The organism is Limosilactobacillus urinaemulieris (genome assembly GCF_014838745.1).
Taxonomy (GTDB): domain Bacteria; phylum Bacillota; class Bacilli; order Lactobacillales; family Lactobacillaceae; genus Limosilactobacillus; species Limosilactobacillus urinaemulieris.
Window position 1 is genome coordinate 1 of the sequence record NZ_JABUXR010000005.1, and the last position, 25889, is coordinate 25889.

The 25889-nt window shown below is 39.2% G+C and carries 19 protein-coding genes and 1 pseudogene; 11 read left to right on the top strand and 9 right to left on the bottom strand.

The features are described from left to right. Positions 1 to 155: 155 nt before the first annotated feature. Together rpiA and HUK45_RS03510 are read right to left on the bottom strand one after the other, a co-directional pair. Positions 156 to 848, bottom strand: coding sequence for a ribose-5-phosphate isomerase RpiA (rpiA, locus tag HUK45_RS03505; protein WP_191911113.1), 693 nt, complete (start codon positions 846 to 848; stop codon positions 156 to 158). An 11-nt stretch (positions 849 to 859) separates the two neighbouring features. Further along, positions 860 to 1153, bottom strand: a complete 294-nt coding sequence (locus HUK45_RS03510) for a GNAT family N-acetyltransferase (protein WP_124031488.1) — start codon at positions 1151 to 1153, stop codon at positions 860 to 862. A gap of 104 nt (positions 1154 to 1257) precedes the next feature. Here HUK45_RS03510 and HUK45_RS03515 point away from each other — a divergent pair, with 104 nt between their 5' ends. The 8 genes from HUK45_RS03515 to rlmB all read left to right on the top strand — a co-directional run bounded on the left by HUK45_RS03515 (position 1258) and on the right by rlmB (position 10554). Continuing rightward, complete coding sequence (locus HUK45_RS03515) at positions 1258 to 1794, top strand: dCTP deaminase/dUTPase family protein (protein WP_191911114.1); 537 nt, start codon at positions 1258 to 1260, stop codon at positions 1792 to 1794. 172 nt (positions 1795 to 1966) lie between these two features. After that, on the top strand, positions 1967 to 3346 hold the full coding sequence (gene radA, locus HUK45_RS03520; RefSeq protein WP_191911115.1) for a DNA repair protein RadA: 1380 nt from the start codon (positions 1967 to 1969) through the stop codon (positions 3344 to 3346). 21 nt (positions 3347 to 3367) lie between these two features. Further along, on the top strand, positions 3368 to 4528 hold the full coding sequence (locus HUK45_RS03525; protein WP_191911116.1) for a PIN/TRAM domain-containing protein: 1161 nt from the start codon (positions 3368 to 3370) through the stop codon (positions 4526 to 4528). Positions 4529 to 4639: 111 nt separating this feature from the next. Continuing rightward, entirely contained in the window at positions 4640 to 6298 is a 1659-nt protein-coding gene (locus HUK45_RS03530) for a formate--tetrahydrofolate ligase (protein ID WP_191911117.1), read from the top strand. An 855-nt stretch (positions 6299 to 7153) separates the two neighbouring features. Beyond that, the gene (locus HUK45_RS03535; RefSeq protein WP_191911118.1) at positions 7154 to 7819 is read left to right on the top strand and encodes a Fic family protein; all 666 of its coding nucleotides are present in this window, start codon (positions 7154 to 7156) and stop codon (positions 7817 to 7819) included. Between the two features lie 151 nt (positions 7820 to 7970). Then, entirely contained in the window at positions 7971 to 9389 is a 1419-nt protein-coding gene (gene cysS, locus HUK45_RS03540) for a cysteine--tRNA ligase (RefSeq protein ID WP_191911119.1), read from the top strand. A gap of 15 nt (positions 9390 to 9404) precedes the next feature. Next, entirely contained in the window at positions 9405 to 9818 is a 414-nt protein-coding gene (locus HUK45_RS03545; RefSeq protein ID WP_191911120.1) for a Mini-ribonuclease 3, read from the top strand. Then, positions 9808 to 10554: a 23S rRNA (guanosine(2251)-2'-O)-methyltransferase RlmB gene (gene rlmB / locus HUK45_RS03550; protein WP_191911121.1), complete on the top strand. Its 747-nt coding sequence runs from the start codon at positions 9808 to 9810 to the stop codon at positions 10552 to 10554. Before HUK45_RS03545 ends, rlmB begins: the two co-directional genes overlap by 11 nt. Before the next feature lie 45 nt (positions 10555 to 10599). On the opposite strand, the gene HUK45_RS03555 is transcribed toward rlmB, so the two are convergent. Both HUK45_RS03555 and HUK45_RS03560 read right to left on the bottom strand, forming a co-directional pair. Then, entirely contained in the window at positions 10600 to 11304 is a 705-nt protein-coding gene (locus tag HUK45_RS03555; protein ID WP_191911122.1) for a sortase, read from the bottom strand. 6 nt (positions 11305 to 11310) lie between these two features. After that, complete coding sequence (locus tag HUK45_RS03560) at positions 11311 to 11559, bottom strand: hypothetical protein (RefSeq protein ID WP_191911123.1); 249 nt, start codon at positions 11557 to 11559, stop codon at positions 11311 to 11313. Between the two features lie 177 nt (positions 11560 to 11736). On the opposite strand from HUK45_RS03560, the gene HUK45_RS03565 reads away from it, so the two are divergent. Both HUK45_RS03565 and HUK45_RS03570 read left to right on the top strand, forming a co-directional pair. Continuing rightward, positions 11737 to 16356 (top strand): hypothetical protein, encoded by a 4620-nt coding sequence (locus tag HUK45_RS03565; RefSeq protein ID WP_191911124.1) that lies wholly within the window; start codon positions 11737 to 11739, stop codon positions 16354 to 16356. 21 nt (positions 16357 to 16377) lie between these two features. After that, complete coding sequence (locus HUK45_RS03570) at positions 16378 to 18558, top strand: LPXTG cell wall anchor domain-containing protein (protein WP_191911125.1); 2181 nt, start codon at positions 16378 to 16380, stop codon at positions 18556 to 18558. 95 nt (positions 18559 to 18653) lie between these two features. Here HUK45_RS03570 and HUK45_RS09510 read toward each other — a convergent pair whose 3' ends face one another. The 5 genes and pseudogenes from HUK45_RS09510 to HUK45_RS03590 form a co-directional block, all read right to left on the bottom strand. Further along, positions 18654 to 19361 carry a glycosyltransferase gene (locus HUK45_RS09510; RefSeq protein ID WP_235971972.1) on the bottom strand — a complete coding sequence of 236 codons (708 nt, stop codon included), beginning with the start codon at positions 19359 to 19361 and terminating at the stop codon, positions 18654 to 18656. Continuing rightward, positions 19355 to 20149, bottom strand: coding sequence for a hypothetical protein (locus HUK45_RS09515; protein WP_235971974.1), 795 nt, complete (start codon positions 20147 to 20149; stop codon positions 19355 to 19357). Before HUK45_RS09515 ends, HUK45_RS09510 begins: the two co-directional genes overlap by 7 nt. Before the next feature lie 102 nt (positions 20150 to 20251). Then, positions 20252 to 21208, bottom strand: coding sequence for a choloylglycine hydrolase (gene bsh / locus HUK45_RS03580; RefSeq protein WP_191911126.1), 957 nt, complete (start codon positions 21206 to 21208; stop codon positions 20252 to 20254). A gap of 14 nt (positions 21209 to 21222) precedes the next feature. Beyond that, positions 21223 to 22512: pseudogene (locus tag HUK45_RS03585) on the bottom strand (conjugated bile salt MFS transporter). Positions 22513 to 22604: 92 nt separating this feature from the next. Continuing rightward, entirely contained in the window at positions 22605 to 23948 is a 1344-nt protein-coding gene (locus tag HUK45_RS03590) for a conjugated bile salt MFS transporter (RefSeq protein WP_191911127.1), read from the bottom strand. Between the two features lie 227 nt (positions 23949 to 24175). Here HUK45_RS03590 and HUK45_RS03595 point away from each other — a divergent pair, with 227 nt between their 5' ends. Next, positions 24176 to 25774, top strand: a complete 1599-nt coding sequence (locus HUK45_RS03595; RefSeq protein WP_191911128.1) for an APC family permease — start codon at positions 24176 to 24178, stop codon at positions 25772 to 25774. Positions 25775 to 25889 lie beyond the last annotated feature (115 nt).

Below are 25889 nucleotides of genomic sequence, written 5' to 3' on the forward strand. Positions count from 1 at the left end.
CGGGCTGGTCGGTGTCTTTTTCTTTTACTAACATATATTTTAAAGGAAAACGGAGTTAAATGAAATCCGAAGATTTCATCTAACTCCGCTTATTATTAGGGACTTATGTCACAGCCCCTTCATTAAGATCATTTATTAAATTTTACGTTCTTACATTATGGACGGGCATGAAGAAATTTTGGTCCGTCTTGGGTACCAACAAGAATGTCATTAACTTGGTTTAAGAATAATCCGTCTTCAATTAAACCAACCATCCCGATCAATTCTTCATGAAGGGCAAACGGGTCATTAATATCTTCAAGGTGGAGATCAATAATGAAGTTTCGTTGGTGTGTCCGGAACTTGTCACTGTTATCAGGAAGCATCCGCCATGTTGGGTTGTAGCCACGCCGAGCTAACTTAGTAAAGAGGTGTTGACTACCATATGGGGTAACTTCAACTGGCAGCGGGAATGCCCCTAAATGGTGAACTAATTTTGATTCATCAACAATCCACATTACGTGGTCAGAATAGTTGGAGACAATCTTTTCCCATAAAAGAGCGCCACCGCCGCCCTTAATTCCTTGGAAATCGTCACTGATCTCATCAGCCCCATCAATGGTAAGGTCAATATGATCAACATCGTCAATTTCTTCAACCTTAATTCCAAGACTTTGAGCTTGGCGAGTAGTTCTGTTTGAGGTTGTAACACAAACAACGTCAGTTAAATCACCATTCTTAACATGCTCACCGAGCGCTTCCACCAGGCAGTGAACGGTTGTCCCTGTTCCTAGACCGACAACCATCCCTGGACGGATGTACTTAACTGCTTCACGGCCAACTTGTTGTTTTAGCTCATCTTGATTCATGAGTTTCCTCCTTAGAAACGATCTTCAGGTAATAGTAATTGTTGGTATTCGGGATGTATCTGAAACTGCTTTACAGCATAAGGACACATTAATTTTACTGTTAGTTGATGGGTAGTGGCGTACTTAACGAATTGACGAACCAATTCTGCCGCAATCCCTTGGCCACGATAATCGGGGTGAACAAAGACCCGCTCAACAACAACGCGGTCAGGTACCCCCGTTACTTTTGGAAAGCTTATTTCGCCGACGAACGGTTGTTGGTCATCACTAGCGATAATTCGGTTTTCTTCAACCTTGTAATCCATTTGATCACATCCATTCCAAATCTATTCAGTGTAAAGCAATACCATAAATCCTATATCTATTTTATAATAAGTAGATAGTTTATAAAAAGGATTAGGTGATATAAATGAAACGCGGATTTAAGATTGTTTCAAGCAAGCAGGATCAGGGGCTTCATTTACCAAGTCGGCAAACTGCCAATGCAGCTGGATATGACTTTGAAGCTGCGGAAGATTTTGTTCTTCCTTCAATTTGGAAAGGGAACTTCTTAAAGACCCTGTGGAAAGTTCATCAGCAATCAAAGCTAACCTCCGATGAACTTAAACACGCTGATCAATGTCTTAAACCATATCTAGTTCCAACCGGGATTAAGGCTTACATGCAGGATGATGAATTCTTGCTATTAGCTAACCGGTCTAGTGGTCCGCTAAAGCGTCGATTAATCCTTCCGAATGGTGTTGGGATTGTGGATGCTGATTATTATGATAATGATAGTAATGAAGGCGAGATTTTCTTCCAACTCATTAACTATGGATTAACGGATTATCATATTAAAAAGGGTGAACGAATTGGCCAAGGAATCTTTATGCCATTCCTTGTCGCTGATGACGAGAAACAACCAATCGCACAGCGGACTGGTGGCTTCGGTTCAACCAAAAAGTAATATAGCAAATCTTGAATAAAATCGGAATAATTTTGGGTAAATTTCTCTCAAAACGCCCATATTTTCGCTGGTGGAACGGTCCAATAGTTCTTTTAAAAGTAATTGGTAGGGCGCACTTTTATTTCAGGATCGTTGTTAGTAAGTAAGTTTAGGTAATGAAAGGATGGCATGAATGGCCAGAGTTAAAACCCAATATGTTTGTCAGAATTGTGGATATAATTCACCACGGTATCTAGGAAGGTGTCCTAACTGTGGTGAATGGAATACCTTAGTTGAAGAGCAAATCCAATCTTCAGGTTCTAGTGCAGCAACGAAACGACCAACCACGACTTTAACTGGTTTGGTTGCTAAGCCACAGAAAATCGGTGAAATTAATAGTCACGAAACGCCACGGGTAAAAACCAAACTGAACGAATTAAACCGGGTCCTTGGTGGCGGAATTGTTCCGGGCTCGTTAATCTTAATTGGTGGGGATCCCGGTATTGGGAAATCAACGTTGCTCCTGCAGGTTTCTGGACAATTATCAAGTGAACATCACCGGGTTCTTTACGTTTCTGGAGAAGAAAGTGCTACTCAAATCAAAATGCGGGCAGAGCGGCTTGACGTGGCAGCAGATGATTTTTATATTTACCCAGAAACTAATATGGACAGCATCAAAGATACGATTCGTGAATTAAAACCAGAATACGTGGTAATTGATTCTGTTCAGACGATGCAGGCAACGGATGTTACTTCAGCGATCGGGAGTGTCTCACAGATTCGTGAAGTAACCGCCCAGTTAATGCAAATTGCGAAGAGTAATAATATTACGATCTTTGTTGTTGGTCACGTTACTAAAGGCGGGGCAATTGCCGGACCAAAGATTTTGGAACACATGGTTGATACTGTCCTTTACTTTGAAGGGGATCTTCATCACACATACCGGATTTTGCGATCAGTTAAAAACCGTTTTGGGTCAACCAATGAACTGGGGATCTTTGAAATGCATACGAATGGTTTATCAGAGGTAAAAAATCCTTCAGAAATCTTCCTTGAAGAACGGTTAAAAGATGCCACTGGTTCGGCTGTCGTTGTATCATTAGAGGGGACGCGACCAATTCTAGTTGAAATTCAGGCACTGGTGACGCCAACTGTTTATGGAAATGCTCAGCGAACTGCTACTGGTTTGAACAGAAATCGGGTATCATTAATAATGGCGGTTCTTGAAAAGCGCGCTAACTTGATGCTCCAAAATCAGGATGCCTACCTGAAGGCTGCTGGTGGTGTAAAATTAGATGAGCCGGCAATTGATCTGGCAATTGCGATTAGTATTGCCTCAAGTTACCGGGATAGGGGAACGCAAGCAACAGATGCATTTGTCGGGGAAGTCGGCTTAACTGGCGAAATTCGGCGGGTTAACCGGATTGAACAGCGTGTTGCTGAGGCACAAAAACTAGGCTTTAAACGGATCTTTGTTCCAAAGAATAATTTGAAAGGGTGGCAAGCACCAACCGGAATCGAGGTTGTTGGGGTAACCACCCTCCGTCAGGCATTGCGTCTTGCATTAGGTTAATTTATAAAGGAGGAATGTAATATGCGAAAACGAATTATTCGGTTGATATACGTTATTGTTGGTGCCGCAATTGGTTTTTATTATTTGCCATTATTTTGGGACTTAGTTAATTTTCATTTAAATAGCGCCTTATTGGTCTTTATGGATATCGTTATTGGTGCTTTGATTTTCTTTCTCCTTTCATTACCACTTGCCAAACCAACTGAACAGTTAGTTGCACGGATTGAAAAGAGTCTGACAAGCTTAAGCCCAGTCTACTTGTTTTTTGGCACGTTACTGACAATTGTTGGGCTAGTTCTTGCGGTGTTAATTTCGATTCCGCTTTGGCGAACAGGAATTCCAGTTGTTAATAATGTTTTACCGATCTTGTTAATGATTATCTTTAGTTATTTTGGTTACCGGATTGGAACAACCCGTCTTGACGACTGGAAGAACTTACTTTCTGGTCACCGAATTCGGCCGAAAAATCCGAATACCGAAGTAATTGATCAAAAGGATGAAAATTACCACCATTACAAGATCTTAGATACGAACATTTTAATTGATGGCCGAATTTATGATCTGGTAAAGACTGGTTTTCTGGAAGGAACATTGCTTGTTCCTAATTTCGTCCTTTACGAACTTCAATACATTGCCGATTCTGGTGAAAGTATTAAGCGAGTGCGGGGACGACGAGGATTAGATATCCTAAACAAATTACGGAAAGAAAAGGTTGTGCCAATTGAAATGTATGATGGCGACTTTGAAGATATTCCAGAAGTTGATAGTAAATTGATTGCGTTAGCTAAAAAGGTTAACGGGGTCATCGTTACTAACGACTATAATTTGAATAAGGTTATCCAATTCCAAAACGTCCAAGTTCTGAACATTAATAATCTTGCTAAATCATTGCGACCACGAGTAATTCCTGGTGAAACGCTCAAGGTTGTTGTTGTTAAGAACGGGACTGAACGTCAACAAGGGGTTGCGTACCTTGATGATGGAACCATGGTTGTCGTTGAAGATGGCCGTTACTTTATGAATGAGCGGATTGAGGTAGAGGTCACTAGTGCATTGCAAACCGATGCAGGACGGATGATCTTTGCTCGGCCACTCCATTCACGTCGGGGGATCAACGAAAAGAATAGTGAATCCGCAAAAGACGACAAAAAATCAGCAAAATCTGATAAAGAGTCTAAATAGTTGTTTACAAATGACTGAGAATCTTTTATCCTAGACACCGTAGAAGTTAATTCCTAACTTTAACGGTGCTTTTTTAGCTAAAGTTCGTATTTAAGATTGGAGCGGATTGAAATGACAGATATAGAAATTGCTGACCAAGCCACACTCGAACCGATTAATAAGATTGCTGAATCAATTGGTCTTGATGATGACCAGATTGAACAATACGGGAAGTACAAGGCTAAAATTTCATTGCCAGTTGCCAAAAAACCAGGAAAGAAGCATAAGCTAGTTCTTGTGACTTCAATCAATCCGACTCCAGCCGGTGAGGGAAAATCAACTGTCTTGGTTGGCTTAGGGGATGCCTTAAACCAATTGAATCACCAAACAATTATTGCAATGCGTGAACCTTCGATGGGGCCCGTGTTCGGAATCAAAGGTGGAGCAACCGGTGGGGGTTACAGCCAAGTAATCCCAATGGAAGACATTAACCTGCACTTCACTGGTGACCTTCATGCACTAACTAGCGCTAACAACACATTAGCAGCTTTAATTGATAACTATGTAATGCGGGGAAATGAATTAAACCTCGACCCACGCCGGATTATTTGGAAACGGGTAGAAGACGTTAATGATCGGGCGCTACGGAATGTTATTACTGGTCTTGGTGGAATTATGCAGGGAGTTCCGCGGCAAACCGGCTTTGATATTACTGCTGCTTCAGAATTAATGGCGATTTTGTGCCTTTCTACTGACTTAATGGACCTCAAGAAGCGGATCAGCCGAATTGTTGTTGGTTATACTTATGATCGGGAACCAGTAACTGTAGGCCAACTTGGCTTTGAAGATGCGATTACAATTCTTCTAAAGGACGCTATTAAGCCTAACCTTGTGCAAACCCTTGACCACACTCCAGCGATTATTCATGGTGGCCCGTTTGCCAATATTGCCCATGGATGCAACAGTATTTTAGCTACCCAAACGGCATTGAAATTAGCAGATTACACTGTTACAGAAGCTGGATTTGGCGCTGACCTGGGGGCCGAAAAGTTCCTTGACATTAAACGACCGGTCTTAGGAAAGAACCCAGATGCAATTGTCATCGTTGCTACGGTTCGGGCACTTGAATACAATGGTGGCGCTAGTTTAGACGAAATTAAGGAAGAACAATTACCAGCACTAGAAAAGGGAATTGTGAACCTGAACCGTCATATTAAGAACATGCAACGTTATGGCTTACCAGTAGTAGTTGCCATTAACCATTTCATCAATGATACTGATGCTGAAGTCAAGTTTATTGAAGACAATTGTAAGCGCCTCGGGGTTAACGTTGTAGTCGCTGATAGTTGGGCTAAGGGCGGTAAGGGAACCCAAGATCTTGCCAAGGAAGTTGTTCGCTTGGCTGACCAAAAGAGTGACTTCAAGCCCCTTTACGATTCTAGTGACTCGATTGAGGAAAAGGTTAATACGATTGCCAAAACGATTTACGGAGCTAAGGAGGTTTCGTTTAGCAAAAAGGCAAAGAAACAATTGAAGCAGTTTGCCAAGTTAGGTTGGAATGATCTTCCCGTCTGCATTGCTAAGACCCAATACTCCTTTACTGATGATCAAACTCAGCTTGGAGCACCAACAGACTTTACTTTCCATATTCGGGAATTCGTTCCTAAGCTCGGTGCCGGCTTTATCGTTGCCCTTTCAGGTAACATGATGACCATGCCTGGCCTTTCCAAAACTCCTGCTGCCGTCAACATGTCCATCGACGCTAACGGGAAGATTAAGGGATTGTTTTAGTAAATAGAGTGCGAGCCCGTTAAAACCTTCCGGTGGCTAACGATTTCTCCGACGAACGACGTCTTGTCGTCGAAGTCGGAGGTCGTTAGCTTGAGGAAGGTTAGGGCGAACAGATCTTGACTCTGTGGCAGTAGAACTATAGCTAGGCGGAAGTTGCGGTCACGGCGAGCACGTTTAACAGAGCGTGAAGCCGTAAAGAGCTCCTGGATGATAACGATTTCTCTCGACGAAGGCGACTAGCGCCTAAGCGCCTAAGCGGTGAACCAGAAAACTTGTTTTCGTTTGTGAACCCTAGCAAGGATGACTAGAACTTTATGAATATAAAGTTCAGTCAGCTACTGCGGAGAGAGGTCGTTATCTTGAGGGAGCTTAGGCTGAACGCGTTTAGACTCAGTCGCAGTAGGAGTTGTTAACCATCTTAAAAACTAAAAGCGAGAACAGCTAAAGCTTAGCCGTTCCCGCTTTTTATGATCCAAAAAGAGATAGCCTAGAAAAAAGCTATCTCTTGAGGAGTAATACGAGGACTTGGGGTATCCTCGTATTAATTATTTTTTCGGTTACTATTGGGAGGAGTAATTGAAAAATAATAGGTTTCATTAGTAGTAAAGGTTATATCTTTACTACGCTTTATATACTACCAGGAGAATGTGAAGAAATTGTGACTATTAAGTAAAAAAACTTTTGAGGTAAGTTATTGAAAAATTTTAAGACATGATGGCTCGACCCTATTTTATTGAGTAAATTATAGTATAATCGTTGGTGTAAAAGAATTATATATGATTGAGTAGTTCACCAATTTTTAATTATAGTTTGATAATTTTGCATAATTTGAAGAATATTGAAGAGGATATTTTCATGCTAAAAGATAAATATCATTTAACTGTTGAGCAAAATAAGCGTTTAGCTAGGAGCAATTTGACGCGATTGGTTTATGTTAATTCCCGATTTGAGGGTTTAACAACAACCCTGCCGCAGACACAAACAATTATTGATGGCCTAGGAGTTGATGGTGTCTCAATTGACGATATTAATATCATTGTTCAATTGAAGAGGGGATGGCAATATACTATTAATTCTGATGAGGAGCTCAATCTTGATTTCCTTAAAGAGGCTAATAAAATTGTTGCCCTGAACGAATCGTTGGCTCCAGGAGAGCTACGGACTGGAAATGGTGCGGTTAGCACGATGAAGGGTGAGTATCTCCCTCCGCTGGTTAATCAAGAGCAAGAAGAATTGTTTTTGAATCAATTAATTTCAGATAAAACCAGAACAAATACTGATAAAGCATTAACGTTAATGTACCACTTAATGCGGAATCAGATTTTTTGGGATGGAAATAAACGAACGGCAACTTTAGCTGCTAATAAAATAATGATTAATAGTGGTGCGGGATTGATTAATGTTCCACTTGATCAGTGGCCAAAGTGGAATCAATTAATTTCAGAATTCTATTTTAGTGGTGATATGGAAGAGTTAAAGCAGTGGACCTATGATAATGGAATTCAAGGGGTTAAACTTTAGGTAAAAAGAATAGTAAGTTACTGTACGTAAAGGGAAATTAAGCTAACTAACCAGGATTATTGAGCAGTTAGCTTTTTTATTAGGACAGGTATCAGTCATTTAACTAGATATGTTAGTATTATGGGTATAGATATGAAAGGAGCAGACAGTCATGCTAACAATTTATAATACATTGACTCGTAAACAAGAAGAATTTAAACCGCAAACCCCAGGAGTTGTTAACATGTATGTCTGTGGCCCAACGGTGTATAACTATATCCATATTGGTAACGCGCGTTCAGCAATTGCCTTTGATACGGTGCGGCGCTACCTTGAATTTAAGGGGTACAAGGTGAACTATGTTTCTAACTTTACCGACGTTGATGATAAGATGATCAAGGCCGCTCATGAGCAAGGAATCACGGTTCCCCAATTAGCAGATAAATACATTCAAGCATTTATGGAAGATACTAAGGCGATTAATATCGAACCAGCGACAATGCACCCGCGAGCAACCGAAAATATTCCTGAAATCATCAAATTTATTCAGGGGTTGATTGATAAGAGCTATGCATACAAAAAAGACGGGGATGTTTATTATCGTGCCCGAAAATTCAAGAACTATGGTCAGCTATCAGGCCAATCAATTGATGATCTTGAAGTTGGTGCAAGTGAACATGTTAGTGCCGATGAAGTTAATAAAAAAGAGGATCCAATGGATTTTGCCCTTTGGAAAGCTGCTAAGCCGGGAGAAATTAACTGGGATTCGCCATGGGGAAAGGGCCGACCAGGCTGGCATATTGAATGCTCAGTGATGTCGACTAAGTACTTGGGAAAGACGATTGATATTCATGGCGGTGGTCAGGATCTAGAATTCCCCCACCATGAAAACGAAATTGCTCAAAGTGAAGCAGAAACTGGGCAGAAATTTGTCCGTTACTGGATGCATAATGGCTTTGTTACTATCGGCAAAGACAATGAGAAGATGAGCAAGTCATTGCATAACTTCATTACTGTCCATGACATCATTAAGCAGGTTGATCCTCAAGTATTGCGGTTCTTTATGGCAACTACTCAATATCGGCGACCAATTCAATACAGCGAGGATAACCTAATTGACGCTAAGAATAATCTGGAACACATCCAAACAGCATTTGATAATTTAACTTATCGCCAAAAGGATGCCCAAGATGGAGCTGATCCAGTAGTTACCCAAAAATTAGCTGATTTTAAGCAATCATTTACGGAAGCAATGGATGACGATATTAATGTCCAAAATGGGATTACTGTTGTTTATGAACTAGTTAAGTTTGCCAATGTGTATGCTCAACAAAAAGAGGTTAAAGCGGCTGCACTAACCGAAATGAAGGATCTAATTTCTGAATTAGTTAGTATTTTTGGTGTGAAGTTAGCGTCAAATGATAATGAACTTAATGATGAACACATCCAAGCGTTGATTGATGAACGAAATGAAGCGCGGAAGAATAAGGACTTTGCCCGGAGCGATCAAATTCGTGACGAATTAAAGGCCCAGGGAATTATTCTTGAAGATACGCCGCAAGGAACACGGTTCAAACGAGTAAAGAAGTAGACAGGAAGGGAATTAATGGAACAAGCAGATTATCGACAATTAAACGGAATTGCCCTTGCTTACTTGGGGGATGCCGTTTACGAAGTATTTATCCGTCAGCATCTTTTGAGTCAGGGACTAGCAAAGCCGACTAAACTTCAGCACATCGCAACCCATTATGTCTCTGCAAAAGCGCAAGCAGCATTGATTGATCTGATGAAGCAGGATGATATTCTAACTGAGGATGAGTGGAGTTACTTTAAACGTGGACGAAACGCTAACAGTCATACGCACGCAAAACATACCTCTGTGTTAACTTATCGGATATCGACTGGCTTTGAAGCAATGATGGGCTACCTGCAATTAGCAGGGAAACAAGATCGCATCGAAGAGTTAGCAGAGTGGTGTATTCAGCAAGTTGAAGCAGGGAGAACGAAGCATGAAAACTGAAAGCAATGATTTTATTATTGGCCGTCATCCAGCAGTGATGGCATTGAAGTCCGATCAAGAAATTAATAAGGTTTTTATCCAATCAGGCTTAAAGTCTGATGCAATTTCACAAATTATTAAATTAGCAAAGGAAAAGCGGTTAGTAATTTCAAATGTCCCAAAGACCAAACTTGATCAGATGAGTGATCACCAAAATCACCAGGGAGTAGCCTTGGCGGTTGCTGCATACCAATATGCAACGATTGATGACCTGTTTGAAAATGCTGCTAAACATGATGAAGATCCATTTTTCCTGATCCTTGATGAATTAGAGGATCCGCATAACCTTGGCTCAATAATTCGGACAGCCGATGCAGCTGGAGTTCATGGAATTATTATTCCCCGGCGCCGCGCTGTTGGGTTAACCTCGGTTGTTGCTAAAACATCTACTGGAGCAATTGAACACGTTCCGGTTGCCCGAGTTACTAACCTGGTTCAAACAGCTCAAGAATTGAAGGACCGGGGAGTTTGGTTATTTGGAACCGATATGAAGGGAACCGATTACCGGCGCTGGAATGCAAAGGGAGCGGTAGCGTTAGTTATCGGTAATGAAGGAAAGGGAATTTCCTCATTATTGAAGAAGAACTGTGATGAGATGCTTACTATTCCAATGATTGGTCACGTTCAAAGTCTTAATGCAAGTGTGGCGGCGAGTCTGTTAATCTACCAAGGATTTAATTCACGCCACCCACTATAGAAAAATCAATCCTCCTTTCTGCTCTAAGCAAGCAGAAAGGAGGATTTAATTATCAACAGCGTTAATTTGATATTTTTGTTGAATAGCGTTTTGGACATAATGATCTAATTTACTTACTGGTAATTTTTTAATAAGTTTAGCATTAATGAGGATCCTCTTTTTATTATTGGAGGTACAAGTTATTAATGATATTGAATCGCTAGAGCCTTTAAATGGTTTTTCCACATCTGATGGTGAAATAACCTGGTTGCTTTCAATTTTATATTCTTTAGCAATTTTGAAGTCTGTAATTATAACTTTTCGTCCCGTTAAAGAATGGAAAGCTAAGGGAGTAAATAATGCTGAGCAGCTTTTGCTACCGAGATTATGGGCGCCAATAACTAAATGACTATTACTGTTTATATAATGCGGTTCAAGCATTCCCGCACCAAATGTATAAGTCCCGTTATCTGTATAATTAGCGAGTGGAACATTCATATTAAGTGAAGGAATTAAGATAGCACCAACGTATTCGGGAGAATCTCTAATTGAACTTACAATTATTGAATTTAAACTAAGTAACTTTACGGATTCCCAATTACATTTTTTCGTTGCCTTAGGAAGTGGACTTTCCCTAACAATTTTAGGATTATGGTAATTGATGATTGCTGATTGAAACAACAGTGATAATTGTGGAAATAACAGCGGAATCGAGAAGACAGTCAAAAATATACTGATTATTATCAGGATAAGATATAGAATCTTTTTCATAGGTGATTACTTCTTATTCTCTAAGATTAGTTGACCAGCTTCGGTTAATGAAACAATTAGCAATGCATATCCTAGATTACGTAACCTAGCATCCAGATTGTAATAGTGGTGTGTCTGAAATAATACCTTTTGCGAATTATTAGAAGTCTGATGACTGTCGATGATTCCATCATAAATAACGGTACTGAAATTTCCCAAAAAGGTCAGTATTATTAATAGTATTTCAAATCGCTTAATAATCTTATTCTTATTCATTGATTTTCACCACTTGATAATTGATTTGTCTTAAATATATCAAGTGACTGAATTAGACAATAGAAAATTAAGTGTAAATATCCGTTGGGTTTAGTAAATGCACAATTAGTGTAAAAAAATTAAGCTCCCTTACGACATGAGATATAATACTTTTTTGTAATGAAAGGGTTGGGAGACATGGATATTAGAACAATAACGACAAAGAGAAGAATTCAAGAAGGATTATTCAATCTTCTTAAAGTTAGAGAATTTACGAAATGCAATGTTAATGAGATTGTTGAGTATGCTGAAATTAGTAAAAGAACTTTTTATCCGCAATTTAATCACGGGACAACGTTAGAAATTCCGATGCCCGATCATTTTGTGTTAAATACAGATGCTACTAATAATGCGATTACTAACTTGAGAAAATCATATAATGCTTCTGTAACTCAGGATGGTAATGTCGTAAAGATTAATTTGCCACAATTGTCTAACGAACAGCTAAAAAATCTAAAGATTAGATATTCATCTTCTTTAGATTTTGAAATCATTGGTCAGTTTAAGATGGATGTCCCCAAGGGAGATACTCCGCTAGCAAGTAATGTTAATCCTAAAGTAACCCAAGAAACAGAAAACAATGATAGTGTAAGCGATACGGTTAATCCTGTGTCAGTGATAATTTTGGGGCAAGACCATGGACTAGATAAGGTTCCAGCGGGCGATATTTTTTCAGGCAACATCGGACCGGATGCTTATGAATATGATCAAAATGGTGATCTTGATACCCAAAAGCCAGTAACGGCAATTGAAAATAAGACTAACCACGATCTAAATAAATACATCAATATTACTAATAATAGTCCTTATGATTTAACTGATGTTCAAGCAACGATCGATGTTCCTGATGGGATGGACATTAGTGGCTTATCTGTGAATGATACAAAACACAGTTTCTCTTATACCTTTACTTTAGATGATGGTAGTAAGCAGACGGGGACATTTAATGCAGGTAGTTCATCAACGTTACTTAGTGCAACGGCTGGAAAGAAGATCAAAAACGTTCAATTAGTATTTGATAAACTAATTGCCTTTGATTCAGTAAATAATTTTGGCTTAAACGGGGTTTGGGCTAAGAACTACCAAGATGACTCTGAAGTAAAAGCAGGTAATAACTTACACACTGAACTCCATTTAACTGCCAGTGGAATTGCATCACCAGGTGAGCCAGCCACTTTTACCCAAAATCAGAAAATTGTTGAAAAAATTCCGGTAAAGCCTGAAATTCACAACAATCAAATTAGTGCATCGGGATCCCAGACCAATAAGCAACCTGGAACCAAGAATGCTGGATCTATATATTCCTATGCGAGCGATTTCTTAAATGATCCAGAAAAATTGACCTATTATGTGGTACTGCCAACTAATGCAGTCTTTAATAGTGCAGACTTACCTAAGAATGCAAAGGTATCTGAACTGAGAATTAATGGGCGGAATGTTGTTAAGATTGTGGGTGATTTTAGTCGGAAGGATCCAAGTACACAATGGAGAATCAACCTAGATAATTCTAATTTAATTACTCATAATAACTTGAGTAGTAATTATCAGGTCTATGTAGTATTGCCTGATGGTGAAAGAAACAATGGCTATTCTGCACTAACAAATCCTGATAAGTTGCCTTTTGTAGAAAACTCTACTAATGCCTACCAGCTTGCTTGGGGTGATTGGAGTGTTATTGCCGCAACAGGTGTTTATCCAAAAACTCAGGCCCAAGGTAACCAAAATAAAGATTTAACTATGCAAGGCCAATCTGATGATAAGGGTTCATCAGAAATGGTAATCTCTAACGTTTTAGTTAATTCTGAATCCAAGGCAGAACATGATGCAGTGATTATTGCTCATGTTCCTGGAACGGATGATAAGAAGTCTGAATTTGATTTTAAGTTGAAAGACGGGAATTCAGCTAAAGTAAAAAATATTACTACTAACCAAACCGTATCTCAGGGAGTACGAATTTATTATTCGACAGAAAATCTAGACTTAACTCAGCTTAATTCAGATGACTCTGACCTGATGGCCCACTTTGTTAGTGCTGATCAAATAGACGACTGGTCAAATGTTAAGACCGTTATGGCCACGATTGATGAAATTCCAGGGGATACAGTTTATGGCCTTAATCTTGATGGCTATGACCCTAATTTTGTTCATGATAACAATAAGACGGTATATGCTTCTTCTGTTGTATGGACAGATTTGCTAAAGCCAATTGTAATAGCTACTGGAAGTAAGGATTCTGCTTCAGTTACAATTACAGGTCAATCAACCGTGAACTTTAAGCTGCACTTTAATGATAATAGTCAGGCAGATATCGCTATTCCGGAATTAAGTCATACTTACCAAGATGGTAAAGATACAATGCAAAAGACTGACTTTATTAAAGCAACTAAGAATAGTGACTTTGATGATTCCGTTAAGAATAAGAATTATGCTTTAATCCCTAAAGCAGTGATCGATGCAATTCCGGATGGATATGTATTAGATGTTGAATCTGGTGCTAACATTGAAAATTCAAATACTAAGTATCCAGACAATCGTGCAAATAATCCGGCCGAATTTGGCAAAACGGTAATGTATGATTTTGATGGTGATACGGTTGTTTATAATTTGGTTAAAGCAGAGACTTTTACTAAGAAAATAATAGTTAAAAGAATTGTTAAATTTGAAGATATTGATAATCCTGGCGTACCACTTGAACCGGATGATAATAAAGAATTAGATCCAGTTGAGATTTCAGGAACATATAACCCATTAACAGGGAAAGTATTAACCGTTAATGATCTTTCAAATAGTAGCGATAAGTTAACTCTAATGAAATATAAATTTCCGAATGTATTAGATGATTTAATATATCAGAACGCTAATATCGGAACTGGCCAACTAGATCAAAATAATTGGGCAACACTTGAAGTTCCAGGCTTAATATTAGCCGCTTATGTTAAAAATACTTTGAATAGTAATAACATTAGTTCAGATACCCCCGGTGAACTGTATGATATTGTTGGCAATAATGATGTTAAAAAAGTAGCTGATGGTAAAGTTGCCGAAAACACCTTTGAATTTGTTCAAACTATCGTCATTAAGTATGGACTTAACCATGCTAATTTGGTTTTGATAGGTCAAGGATTAGGTAAACCAAATCAGATATTAGATTCATCGTCTGGTAAGAATAGTGATACAGATATCAAGTTTAAGTTAACTGATGCTGATTTGAAGCGTGATGGTTATAACTACAAGATTTACTATTCAAATCAGCAAAATTTAATGGCCCTTTCTCAATCCTATGAAAGTACAGAAGGTGAAGTTGTTCATTCATTGTCACAATCCTCTTTATTGAGTCATGTAAATGATGGAACTCTTTCAGCTTATGATACTTTAGCCGATGCCTTAAGGGCTAACGGAAAATATGATTCAGTTACTGATGGAAATATTCCAGCAGAGTATTCTCAGAATTTCTTTGTAGTTTATACGCCAATTCAAGAAAGAAAACAAGAATTCTATATCTTGAGTGATAACGACCCATATAGAAGAGATCCCGTAACAAAGAAGTTTGCTTTGCCTGAAACGACAGAGGATGCTGATAAATCAGGCACCGATTACTTTAAGATACAAGGTGAGACAGGGAATGCTGTTTTACCGACTAAAACGAATGGTTCAGGCACATATAATGCTTTGTACAATAATGGAAGTACAGTTAACTATTCAGTTGGTCAATATGACTATGATGAAAACGGTAACCCAATTAAACACACGCCGTCTGTACCACAAGATGATTCTAACTCTTACCTAAGTCAATTGCCGGTGTACCAACGTACAGGTTATCGTATTGATAAAGCAAGTTATGCGTACACCGATTCTCAAGGGAAGAAGCATGAACTTACATTTATTGCAGAATTGACGAAGAATTATGATTCGAGTCAAGGATTATCAGGCTTTTATTATTCTAGTGATAGTATTTTACTGCCGATTCTTAATTATTTAGTCAGTGGCCCTTCACAATATGGTGGGGATAATAAACTTTATTTAACTCCAGAAGGGTATACAGCAGAAACGACACCATACAAAGTAAAAATTACTGGTGATGAAAATTGGAAAGTATCGACTGATGAATCGGGACGTCAGTATATCAGTATTCCAGCTGATCAAACTTGGGTTTTTGATAATACTGAATATGATGCTAAAAAGATGCAGGATCCTAGTCCTCAAATATTGAACTTACACTACGCTCCTCTTCCATTGCCAGAGGATGGTAGTGGTGCGAAGGTACAAATTCACTATGTGGATGTAACTGGAGTAGACCACCTTAATCCAGAAGATGCAAATATTAGTTACAAGCTTGATCCTGCAACAAGTAAGTATGGCTTTTATATGGGTCAGGAATTAGAAACTGACGCCCAAGGAAATCCGCCATCGGTCTTTAACTTAGCTAATGTTGATCAAACCTTTGACAATACAAATAAAGATAATGACATTATCTCTAAATTAGCTAAAGAGGGATATGTTGTTGTTCAACGCGATAAGCAAACTCGTGGTAAGCATCAATTTGATGTTTTAGATAGTGATCAAGGTAATGGATCATACGACGGAAATGATGCGGGGATGAGATATGCTGGATATTTATATGCAACATTGAATTACTATGTATTCCTTAAGAAGCAAGCCCAATATCCAGCAAACTATCAAGTCCTTGTAGAAGATGAAAATGGTACGGTAGAAAAAGAACCGTTAGTCAAGACGACAAAACTAGGTATTGGTGGTTAAGATGAAGATATTGCTACTAGTTTGTCTGATCCATCAGGTAAGAGTTCAGAAACCTTAGAGCAAAAATATCAAAGTATTATCAAGAATTTAGCTACAGAATTTCCAAACTATGATGTTGTTTTGAACAAAGCAGATGATAGTAAGTTAATGGCGACTGATAAGATCAACGGTAACTTTAGTGAAACTGAGCCTAAACTATTTACTATTTATGTTACTCACAAGCAGGGTAACGTAAATATCCACTACATTGATGTTAATGGCAAGGAAGCTAATGGACACTTCACGCCTAATGATGGTACAGAAATTTCAGGTACTCAGCAAAATATTACTAAAAAGAATTATGGTGATAAATACAAGAATAAGCTTTGGGATTATGCTAAAGATAATTACGTTTTAGCTGAAGCTGCTCCTGATGCTGCCACGAGTGGAGTAATTTCTAAACCTACTGAAGATGTTTATGTTTACTTGAAACATAAGGCAGTTGAGGTAACTCCAAAAACAACCGATGTACCAAAAGGTAAGGATGGTAAACCAGTTGTTGATCCGTCAACGTTAACAGTTACTGTTACTCGTGACGTATATTACAAGGCTAATTCCAAAGACGGCAAGGACTTACAAGGCAAGACAACCCAAACAGCTAAGTTTACTGGAAAAGTTTGGGTAGATGCCGTTACTGGGAAGAAAGTTGCTGATCACGAAACAATTACAGATAAAGATGGTCACCAAGTTGAAGCTGCTAAGGGTGATGAAGGCGATAGTGTCGCTATTAAATGGACTCCAGTAGCTCCAGCAAAGGACGATCAGGTAACTGTTAATAATGGCAATATTTCCTTAGATAAAATTGATACTCCGAAAACAATCGGTGAAGGTAAGGAAGCTTGGCATTTAGCATCACAAAAGGATAACGGTGAACAAGCCCTAGATTCTGATTGGCAAGCTGCCCTGAAGAATGGAACAATTACTGGTAAAGACGGTCAATTTAAGGTTAAAGATGGCTACTTAATTTATAAACAAAAGGGTAGTTACAATATCTATTACCGTGATGTGACTGATTTAGTAGCTAAAGGTCAAATAACTGACTTTAAGTCAACTGATGGTAATGATTTAGGTCATGGAGTTACCGATATTAATGGTATTGTGGGTGAAACACCCGATAGAACTGCCAATTTATGGAAGAACTACGCTGATGAAGGTTATGTTTTAGTTGAAAATCCAGCTGGTGATCAATTAGGTAAACAAAAATTGACCAAGGATGTACAGGACCAATACGTTTACTTAATGAGAATTGCTAATAAGCAGACCGAAACTAAGCAAGCTGAACGGACGATCCATTATGTTGGTGTTGAGAAGGATAATGACGATGTAACTCAAGGTCAAGTTCTACAAGACCCAACAACACAAAAGGTAATTTTAACTGGTACTTACTACACTGATCATGATGGCAAGCGGGTTAATGTAAAGACTGTTACTATCAATGGCCAGCCATATAATGTTGTGGTTGAACCAACTACTAATAATCCGGCTAAGGAAACATGGACGATTAATGGCGAGCATTCTGGTATTACCGAAGATAATGGTAAATATGAGTTTGCTAAGGTAGATTCACCTGATACTATTGGTGAAGGGAAAGAGCAATGGCAACATAAAGCTAGTTTAGATCAAGATACTGGTATTATTGTTGTTGATCCAAGTAGTGCTGACTGGCAAGATAAGCTTCCAGACGGTTACGTTGTTTATATGCAACAGCCAAGTGGTCAGCCAACACAACCGACGCAGCCAACGCAGGTGACGCAACCAACGCAAGTTACCCAACCGACGCAAGTGACGCAGCCGACGCAGGTAACACAACCAACGCAAGTGACGCAGCCAACGCAAGTCACTCAGCCGACGCAGGTAACACAACCAACGCAAGTGACGCAGCCAACGCAAGCTACTCAACCGACGCAGGTGACGCAACCAACGCAGGTCACTCAGCCAACGCAGGTAACGCAGCCAACGCAAGTTACACAAACAACAGGTGACCAACCAAAAGTAGTTAATCAAGGACAAGCTTCTGGCTCACCGGTAATGGCTAATAAGCAAAAGAGTACTCAGTTACCACAAACTGGTAATGAAAATAGTCATGGCGCATTAGCATTAGGCATCATGGGCTTACTCTCTGCGTTTGAACTTGGCAAAATTAGTCGGAAACGGCGTGATTAATTTAATAGTGAGAAACTAATAATTATTTCTTTTAGACTATAAAAGACCTTCAGAGTTTAGCTCTGGAGGCCTTTTTTACGAGAAAGGTTATTTGATTACGCTTTTTTAAGAAAATCCTGCCACTTTTTAGCCACTTCATTGAGGGAAAATTTAGCAGCGGCATGTTGAGCATTTTGCGTGTACCGGTGAAATAATTTAGGATTAACTAGTAGTTGACGCAAACTTTGATAAAGGGCGTCGCAATCATTAGCTGGAAGCAGTTTACCACTAATGTTATTATCAATGATCTCAGCAGGGCCGTAATTAATATCGTAACTAATTACTGGACAACCATGCCCCTGCGCTTCTAATAGTGCCATGGCAAATCCTTCATACTGACTTGTTAAAATTTCAGCTTGGGCGGTTTCATAGACGCGAGTAAGATCATGTTGATAACCACGGAAATGAATATAATGGTCAGCACCTTGATTATTAACAATCTTTTTAAGATCGTTCGCTGTTTGATAATTGTTCCAACCATCGGAATAGCCGTAGATATCTAATTGTACTTTGGGAAAATCTTTATGGAGACGGATAATAACATTAATTAGCTGATCAAGTTGTTTAACCTTTGTAAGGCGGGCAACGGCAATGAAATGACCGACCTGTCGTTGTGCATCTGGAATCCTTTTTTCAAGTTGCCCTTGATTAAGGAAGGTTACTGGAATATTGAAACTCATATTGGTATTGAAACGGTGACTGGCATCCATTGCTTCGCGTTTCGTTGATGAGATTAATCCGGTTAGTTGTCCTTGAGTTAGCATATCACTAATGGGGGCTGGTAAACAGGTGAGATCTCACTGTTACTTTGTCCGTCCACGGTAAATGCGGAGTGAAAAACCTGGTAGCGTCGAGGAGAAGTATTCATTAACCGAAAAGCGGTTAGTGTAACGTCAGAACGATCGTTAATTAGCAGTGCATCGGGATCGTTAGCAACTAACTGATCAAGAAAGTATGCGCGGAATTCGTCTTGGTTATCAAATTGTAGTTCTCGATTCTGATTAACCAATTGGATCAAAGTAAGGACGGGGACGTTTCCCTGACCACCACGATAATGATAAGTTATTTTGACCGCTCCTGATTGATCATAATATTGCCGACAAACTAGTCGGGCGCGATCTTCAAAAAATTCGGTATAAGTTTTACAGCCACAATCATAGTAGTCACGTCGATCAGTAAACCCATACTGATCTAAATAATCGACATAGTAAAGACGATTATTATCTTGATTTACTCTAATTCTGACTTTCCCATTGCGTTCAGCCTGGTTGCCTTTTACCTGATAGCCTGGAACATTTAAAATTTGCTTAATAAGGGGTTGATCGAAGTTCGGATCCATATGATAAGGAAGTCGTTGATAAAACTGAAAAAGATTAATTACCCGTCCGCTAGTGCCTAATTTATTCTCAGCATCGAGGTGAGCAAAATTATAATACATGGTTACAATTTTGGCTGGTTGATGAAGGTAATCAAAAATCTGTAGTCGTTTAACTTGAGCCAGTTCAATTGCTGAAGTTTTGATGTCTTCACGGCTAGTAATGAAGTAATTCATAATGATGCCTTTCGTTTTAGACTATTTTAACAAAAAACTGGAAGTTAACTCTTAAATTCAGAATAGACATCCCGAATAATAAAGTTAACTTCCAGTATTCAGCTAGGCGTCCATCACAATCAGCTTATTACTATTAATCTGCTCATCAGTGAGCTGGCAAGAATGAAGGTTAAAGTCGTTGTAAAGGTTATAGTAGTAAGTCTTAGTCTTGGCAGAGTAACAAGCAGTATAAACGGTATACTCATACTTTCCCTTAACGTTAACGACGCTTCCTTTGACCATGGCAACAGCTTTAAGAATGTTGAAGAATTTTGCTACGTTTGCAGTTTCACCTTCAACTGTAGGATAGTTAGCATTTAAATATGAAGCCTTAACAAACCGTGATGCTGGAACGCTGTCACCGGGGAGACCGATGCTTCCAGTCCCAACACCTAGCGGAATAATATTTTGCTTTGTCCAGGTCTGCGGCTTAGCATCGTGAGGAGTTAAGCCAGTGTAATTACAAAGATTAGTCATTTGCCATGCGAAGTCAGGACTGTTAGTGAGGACTCCTAAATGGTTTTCAAATACGCGTAAACCATATTGTCGTGATTGTTCAAGAACGATGGCTTCGTGCTGATCACTGATAAGCCAGTGAAGTGGAGCAACCGGAAGAGAGTCAATCAGAGCTTTATTAACCAAGTTAACGTTCTTAAGTGCTTGCTTGACTTCTGCAACTGACGAAAATTCTTGGGTGACCCACATCATTAGTTCATAAGGAGCGAGGTTAGTTTTACCATCAACCGGACCGTCACTAAATTGAGCATAGTGAGGGAAATTCAGACCAGCAATGCACAGCCCATCTTCGTTACAGCAGTCAAAGTATAGTGGGTAATCGTCCATGACAATTCCCATTCCGATCGTAGCCTTAACGGTTTTGCTATCATCTAAGAACTTATAAGGAAGCGGATAGTTACGAGGAGTGATGATTAATTTTTTACCATAATCAATTCCAACATCTAAGTTTCGTCCAAAATATAAATTTCCTTCTGGATCAGTAAATCTTAAACCTGTACACATATTAAAGACCTCCATTAATTAGTTTCTTTATGACTAGCTATATATTGCTTCTGGTAACGCTTAATTCGAACAACGGCGAAGACTAAGAGGACGAAGCCGATAATAACGAATGCCATCATAAAGTACCAAGCAACAGTAAAGCTAGCTTTTCCTTTGATGATACCGAAGAGTGGAGCACCGATGGCATATCCGATAGCATAAGCTAAACCAATGTATCCGAGCATGACCCCTTGTTCACGAGAACCAAAAAGATCCTTCGCCATGAATGCTGGTCCTGACATATAGCTGAAAACAGCCAATCCACAGAATATCGCATATGCAATCCCGGCAACTTTACTACTGTGGGCACCGAATGGTTGATGACTAACGAAAATCATCATGGCAATAGAAAGAACATACATACAACCAGCGTATGCCATTGACTTTGCTGTTCCGAATTTATCGAAAAGAATTCCGCCAGAAACGTTACCGATTAGACAACCAATTCCGTACATTGAACCAATTAGGCCGACTTCAGTTAGAGAAAGCTTAGTATCAAGAAATGCAGCGTAATCTTCATTTAATGAGGCCAAACCGAGACCGATAATTAAGAAGCCGAGACTGAATACCCAGAATTCCTTCATTTTAAGGACTTCTTTACCAGTCTAACCTTGAAATTCCTTGGCTTTCTTTTCGGAAGCGGCAGCTTTCCCCGCTTTGATTTCAGCTTCTGAAACAACTTCTTCGTCTTTCTTTGGTGTCCGAATAAAGCAAGCGATGATTATACCAGTAATTAAAAGGGCAATAGCAAAGTAAAAGAATGGCGCCATCGAAAGCAAATGACCAGTTTTAGTATTTCCTGTCATATAATGCTTTAAAATTCCCTGAGTAACTGGTTATAAGAAAATGTTACCGATTGAACCACCTCAAAAGGCAATTCCTAATGCGGCGCCCCGGCCCTTTAGTGGGAACCAGTGATTAATAACCCACGGAACCCCTTGGCCGGAGAAGAATGTTGAACCAATCATACAAACGATCGCTGCCGTATAAAACCCGGAAAGCTTGGTACTAAAGCCAAAGATAACGTAGGCTAATGCAGATAAGCCAATCCCAATAATATACATTAACCGAAAGTTAAACTTTTGCAGTCCTTTACCAATAAATGGTGAGGTAATTGAAGCAGCAACCGCCCCAAAAGTGAAAATTAGGGTATAAGAAGCAAGTGTAAAGTGAAATGTGTTAACCAATGGGTGAATAAACAGTGGCTGAATATTTTGGGCAATCCCATAAGGAATGGCCTGAGTTAGCATACATAGGAAGACCATGAAATATTTATAAGCGTTACTAACTGTCCGTGTAGGATGGTTAGCTGTTGATGATGAACTAGGCAATTTAATTTCTCCTTTATGCGTTAGAACTAATGGTTATTGTTAATAAGTTCTTTCTGACGATGTTTTATTTTGACAGCAGCAGAAACAAGTAGCAGGAAACCAACAACAACAAAGATCATCATTACACACCATGCAACTGTAAAATTAGCACTATCTCGGATCATTCCGAAAAGGGGTGCACCGACTGCAAAGCCAATTGCATAGGCTAAACCAATATATCCAAGCATAACCCCTTGCTCTTTGGCACCGAAGAGATCCTTGGCCATAAAGGCAGGTCCCGACATATAGCTAAAGACTGCTAATCCAGTGAAGATGGCATAACCGCATCCAGCAATCATATTCATCTTATTACCGAAGGAGAGAAAACTAATAATAATCATCATTAAAATAGCTAAGACATACATTACTCCGGCGTAAGACATTGATTTAGCGGTACCGAATTTATCAAAGAGAATCCCACCGGTAATATTACCGATTAATCCCCCGACACCGTACATTGATCCAATTAGACCAACCTTTGTAAGAGTCAACTTAGTATCAAGAAAGGCAGCGTAGTCTTCGTTAAGCGAGGCTAAGCCAAGGCCGATAATCAGGAAACCAATACTGAAGATCCAGAATTCCTTCATCCGAATAACTTCCTTACTTGTCCAGCCTTGAAATTCACTGGCCTTTTTCTTTGCTGCGGCTTCTTTACCAGCTTTAATTTCGGCTTCCGAAACAACTGTCTCATCTTTCTTTGGTGTTCGAATAAAGAAAGTAATAATTAAACCAACAATTAATAACATTCCAGCAAAGTAGAAAAATGGAGCCATGGAAATCAGGTGACCAGTCTTTGCATTACCAGTCATGTAGTGACTAAGAAGATTTTGGGTAATTGGCTGCATGAAGATATTACCGATTGAACCACCACAAAAGGCTACTCCTAACGCAGCACCACGACCTTCGAATGGGAACCAGTAGTTAATAACCCATGGCACACCTTGGCCAGAATAGAACGTTGAACCGATCATACAAAGAATTCCGGCAGCATAAAATTCGGGAAGCTTAGTGCTGATTCCAAAAACAACATAAGCCAATGCTGATAAAATAATCCCGATAAGATACATCAGCTTAAAATTGAATTTTTCTAGGCCTTTACCAATAAATGGCGAGGTAAATGAAGCAGCAACCGCTCCAAAGGTAAAAATTAACGTATATGAAGCTAACGTAAAATGAAAAGTATTAACGATTGGGTGTACAAACAATGGTTGAATTGTTTGCGCTACTTCATACGGAATGGCTTGAGTTAACATACAAAGAAAAACCATAAAATATTTATACTTTTTGCTAACAACGATCTCATCAGATCGTTTGGTAGCATGATCAATCATTTTTTCTTCTCCCATCATCTTAATCTACAACAAATATCACTTATATTATCAAACAATGTGCGAAATAAATCAATTAAAACGAAATAGTGTTATACCTTGCAAAAAATAAATAATAGTTATGCGTTTATCAAAGAATCCAGCACTTTTTCGATTTTAATAATAAAGTGTTAGAGTTAGTGGTATGATTAATTATCTATTCAAAAAAGTAATTAATAGGGGAGAAAGATATGGATAAGATGAGAGGGCATAAAATAACGTTATTTTCTGCTGTGATGTTAGCCCTAAATTCGTTAATTGGTTCTGGATGGTTATTTGGTGCCGGGACCGCTGCTAAAGTTGCCGGACCAGCGGCCATTATTTCATGGATTATTGGCGCGGTAATTATAATCAGCATTGCATTGACCTATGTTGAATTAGGAGCAATGTTCCCAGAAAGCGGGGGGATGAGTCGCTATGCACAGTATAGTCATGGCTCGCTTCTGGGGTTTGTTGCCGCTTGGGCTAACTGGATTTCATTGATTACTCTTGTTCCAATGGAAGCAGTTGCATCAGTTCAATATATGAGTTCGTGGCCGTGGTCGTGGGCTAATTGGACGCACCATTTTGTTAGCGGGGGAAATGTTACTTCAATGGGGATGTTTGTTGTATTCATCTTTATGCTGATCTTTACCTTGATTAACTTTTGGTCTGTTAAATTAATGACCCGTTTCACAAATCTGATTTCGGTTTTTAAAATCCTGTTGCCAACTTTAACGATTGTTATGCTGATTATTAGTGGCTTTCATGCTGAGAACTTTGGTCATAATATTCAGACGTTTATGCCGTATGGAAGTCGTTCAATTTTTGAAGCGGCAGCAATATCAGGGATTATTATGTCCTATGATGCTTTCCAAACAGTCATTAATATGGGTGGTGAAATGGTTAACCCGCATAAAAATATCGTCCGGGGCGTCCTCGCTTCAATGCTGATAACCGCTGCAATTTACATTCTGCTTCAAGTTGCATTTATCGGTGCAGTTAGTCCTGCATCACTAGCAAAGAGCGGCTGGCATGGAATTAACTTTGCGTCACCATTTGCTGATATTGCAATTTTGCTGAGCTTAAATTGGTTAGCAATTCTCTTATACATGGATGCGTTTGTCTCACCATTTGGGACAGGAGTTGCGTTTGTAGCAACAGCATCCCGAGCATTAGCAGCAATGACTCATACTGGACACCTACCAAAATGGCTTGGCCGGTTGGAGCGGCGCTATATGATTCCACGGTTTGCCATGGTAGCGGACTTGATTTTAGCCACGATTTTGGTAAATGTCTTTAGAAACTGGAGTTTATTGGCAACGGTCATCACTGGTTCAACTCTGATCGCTTACTTAACTGGGCCAGTAACAGTTATTTCTTTACGAAAAATGGCACCGGACTTAAAGCGACCATTTGCGCCTAACTATATGAAGTGGTTAGCACCATTTGCATTCGTGGTAACGGGATTGGCAATTTATTGGACAATGTGGCCAACAACAGTTCAGGTAATCTTTGTGATTGCGCTTGGTTTACCGATTTATCTCTACTATGAATGGCGCTATCAAAAGACAAACTGGCGTCAGCAGCTGAGAAGTGCCGCTTGGTTAATTTGTTATATGGTCTTTATTTCCTTAATTTCTTACGCTGGAAGTGAGGGCTTTGGTGGTCAAGATTGGATTCCGTACCCGTTTGATTTCATTGTGATTATCCTTGTTTCCTTATTCTTTTATGTCTGGGCAGTTAATAGTCGAATGACTAAAATTGATCCAGCAGCAAAGAAAGTTAATGAGCGACTTAAAGAAAAATAGACAGTCAGTAGTAATTACGTCTTGTTTTAGCGATTGCAAAGTAGTTAAAATAATTGTATTATTGTTCAGTTATCCGAAATCGATTAAACGATTACATTCCATGAATATTGGGAGG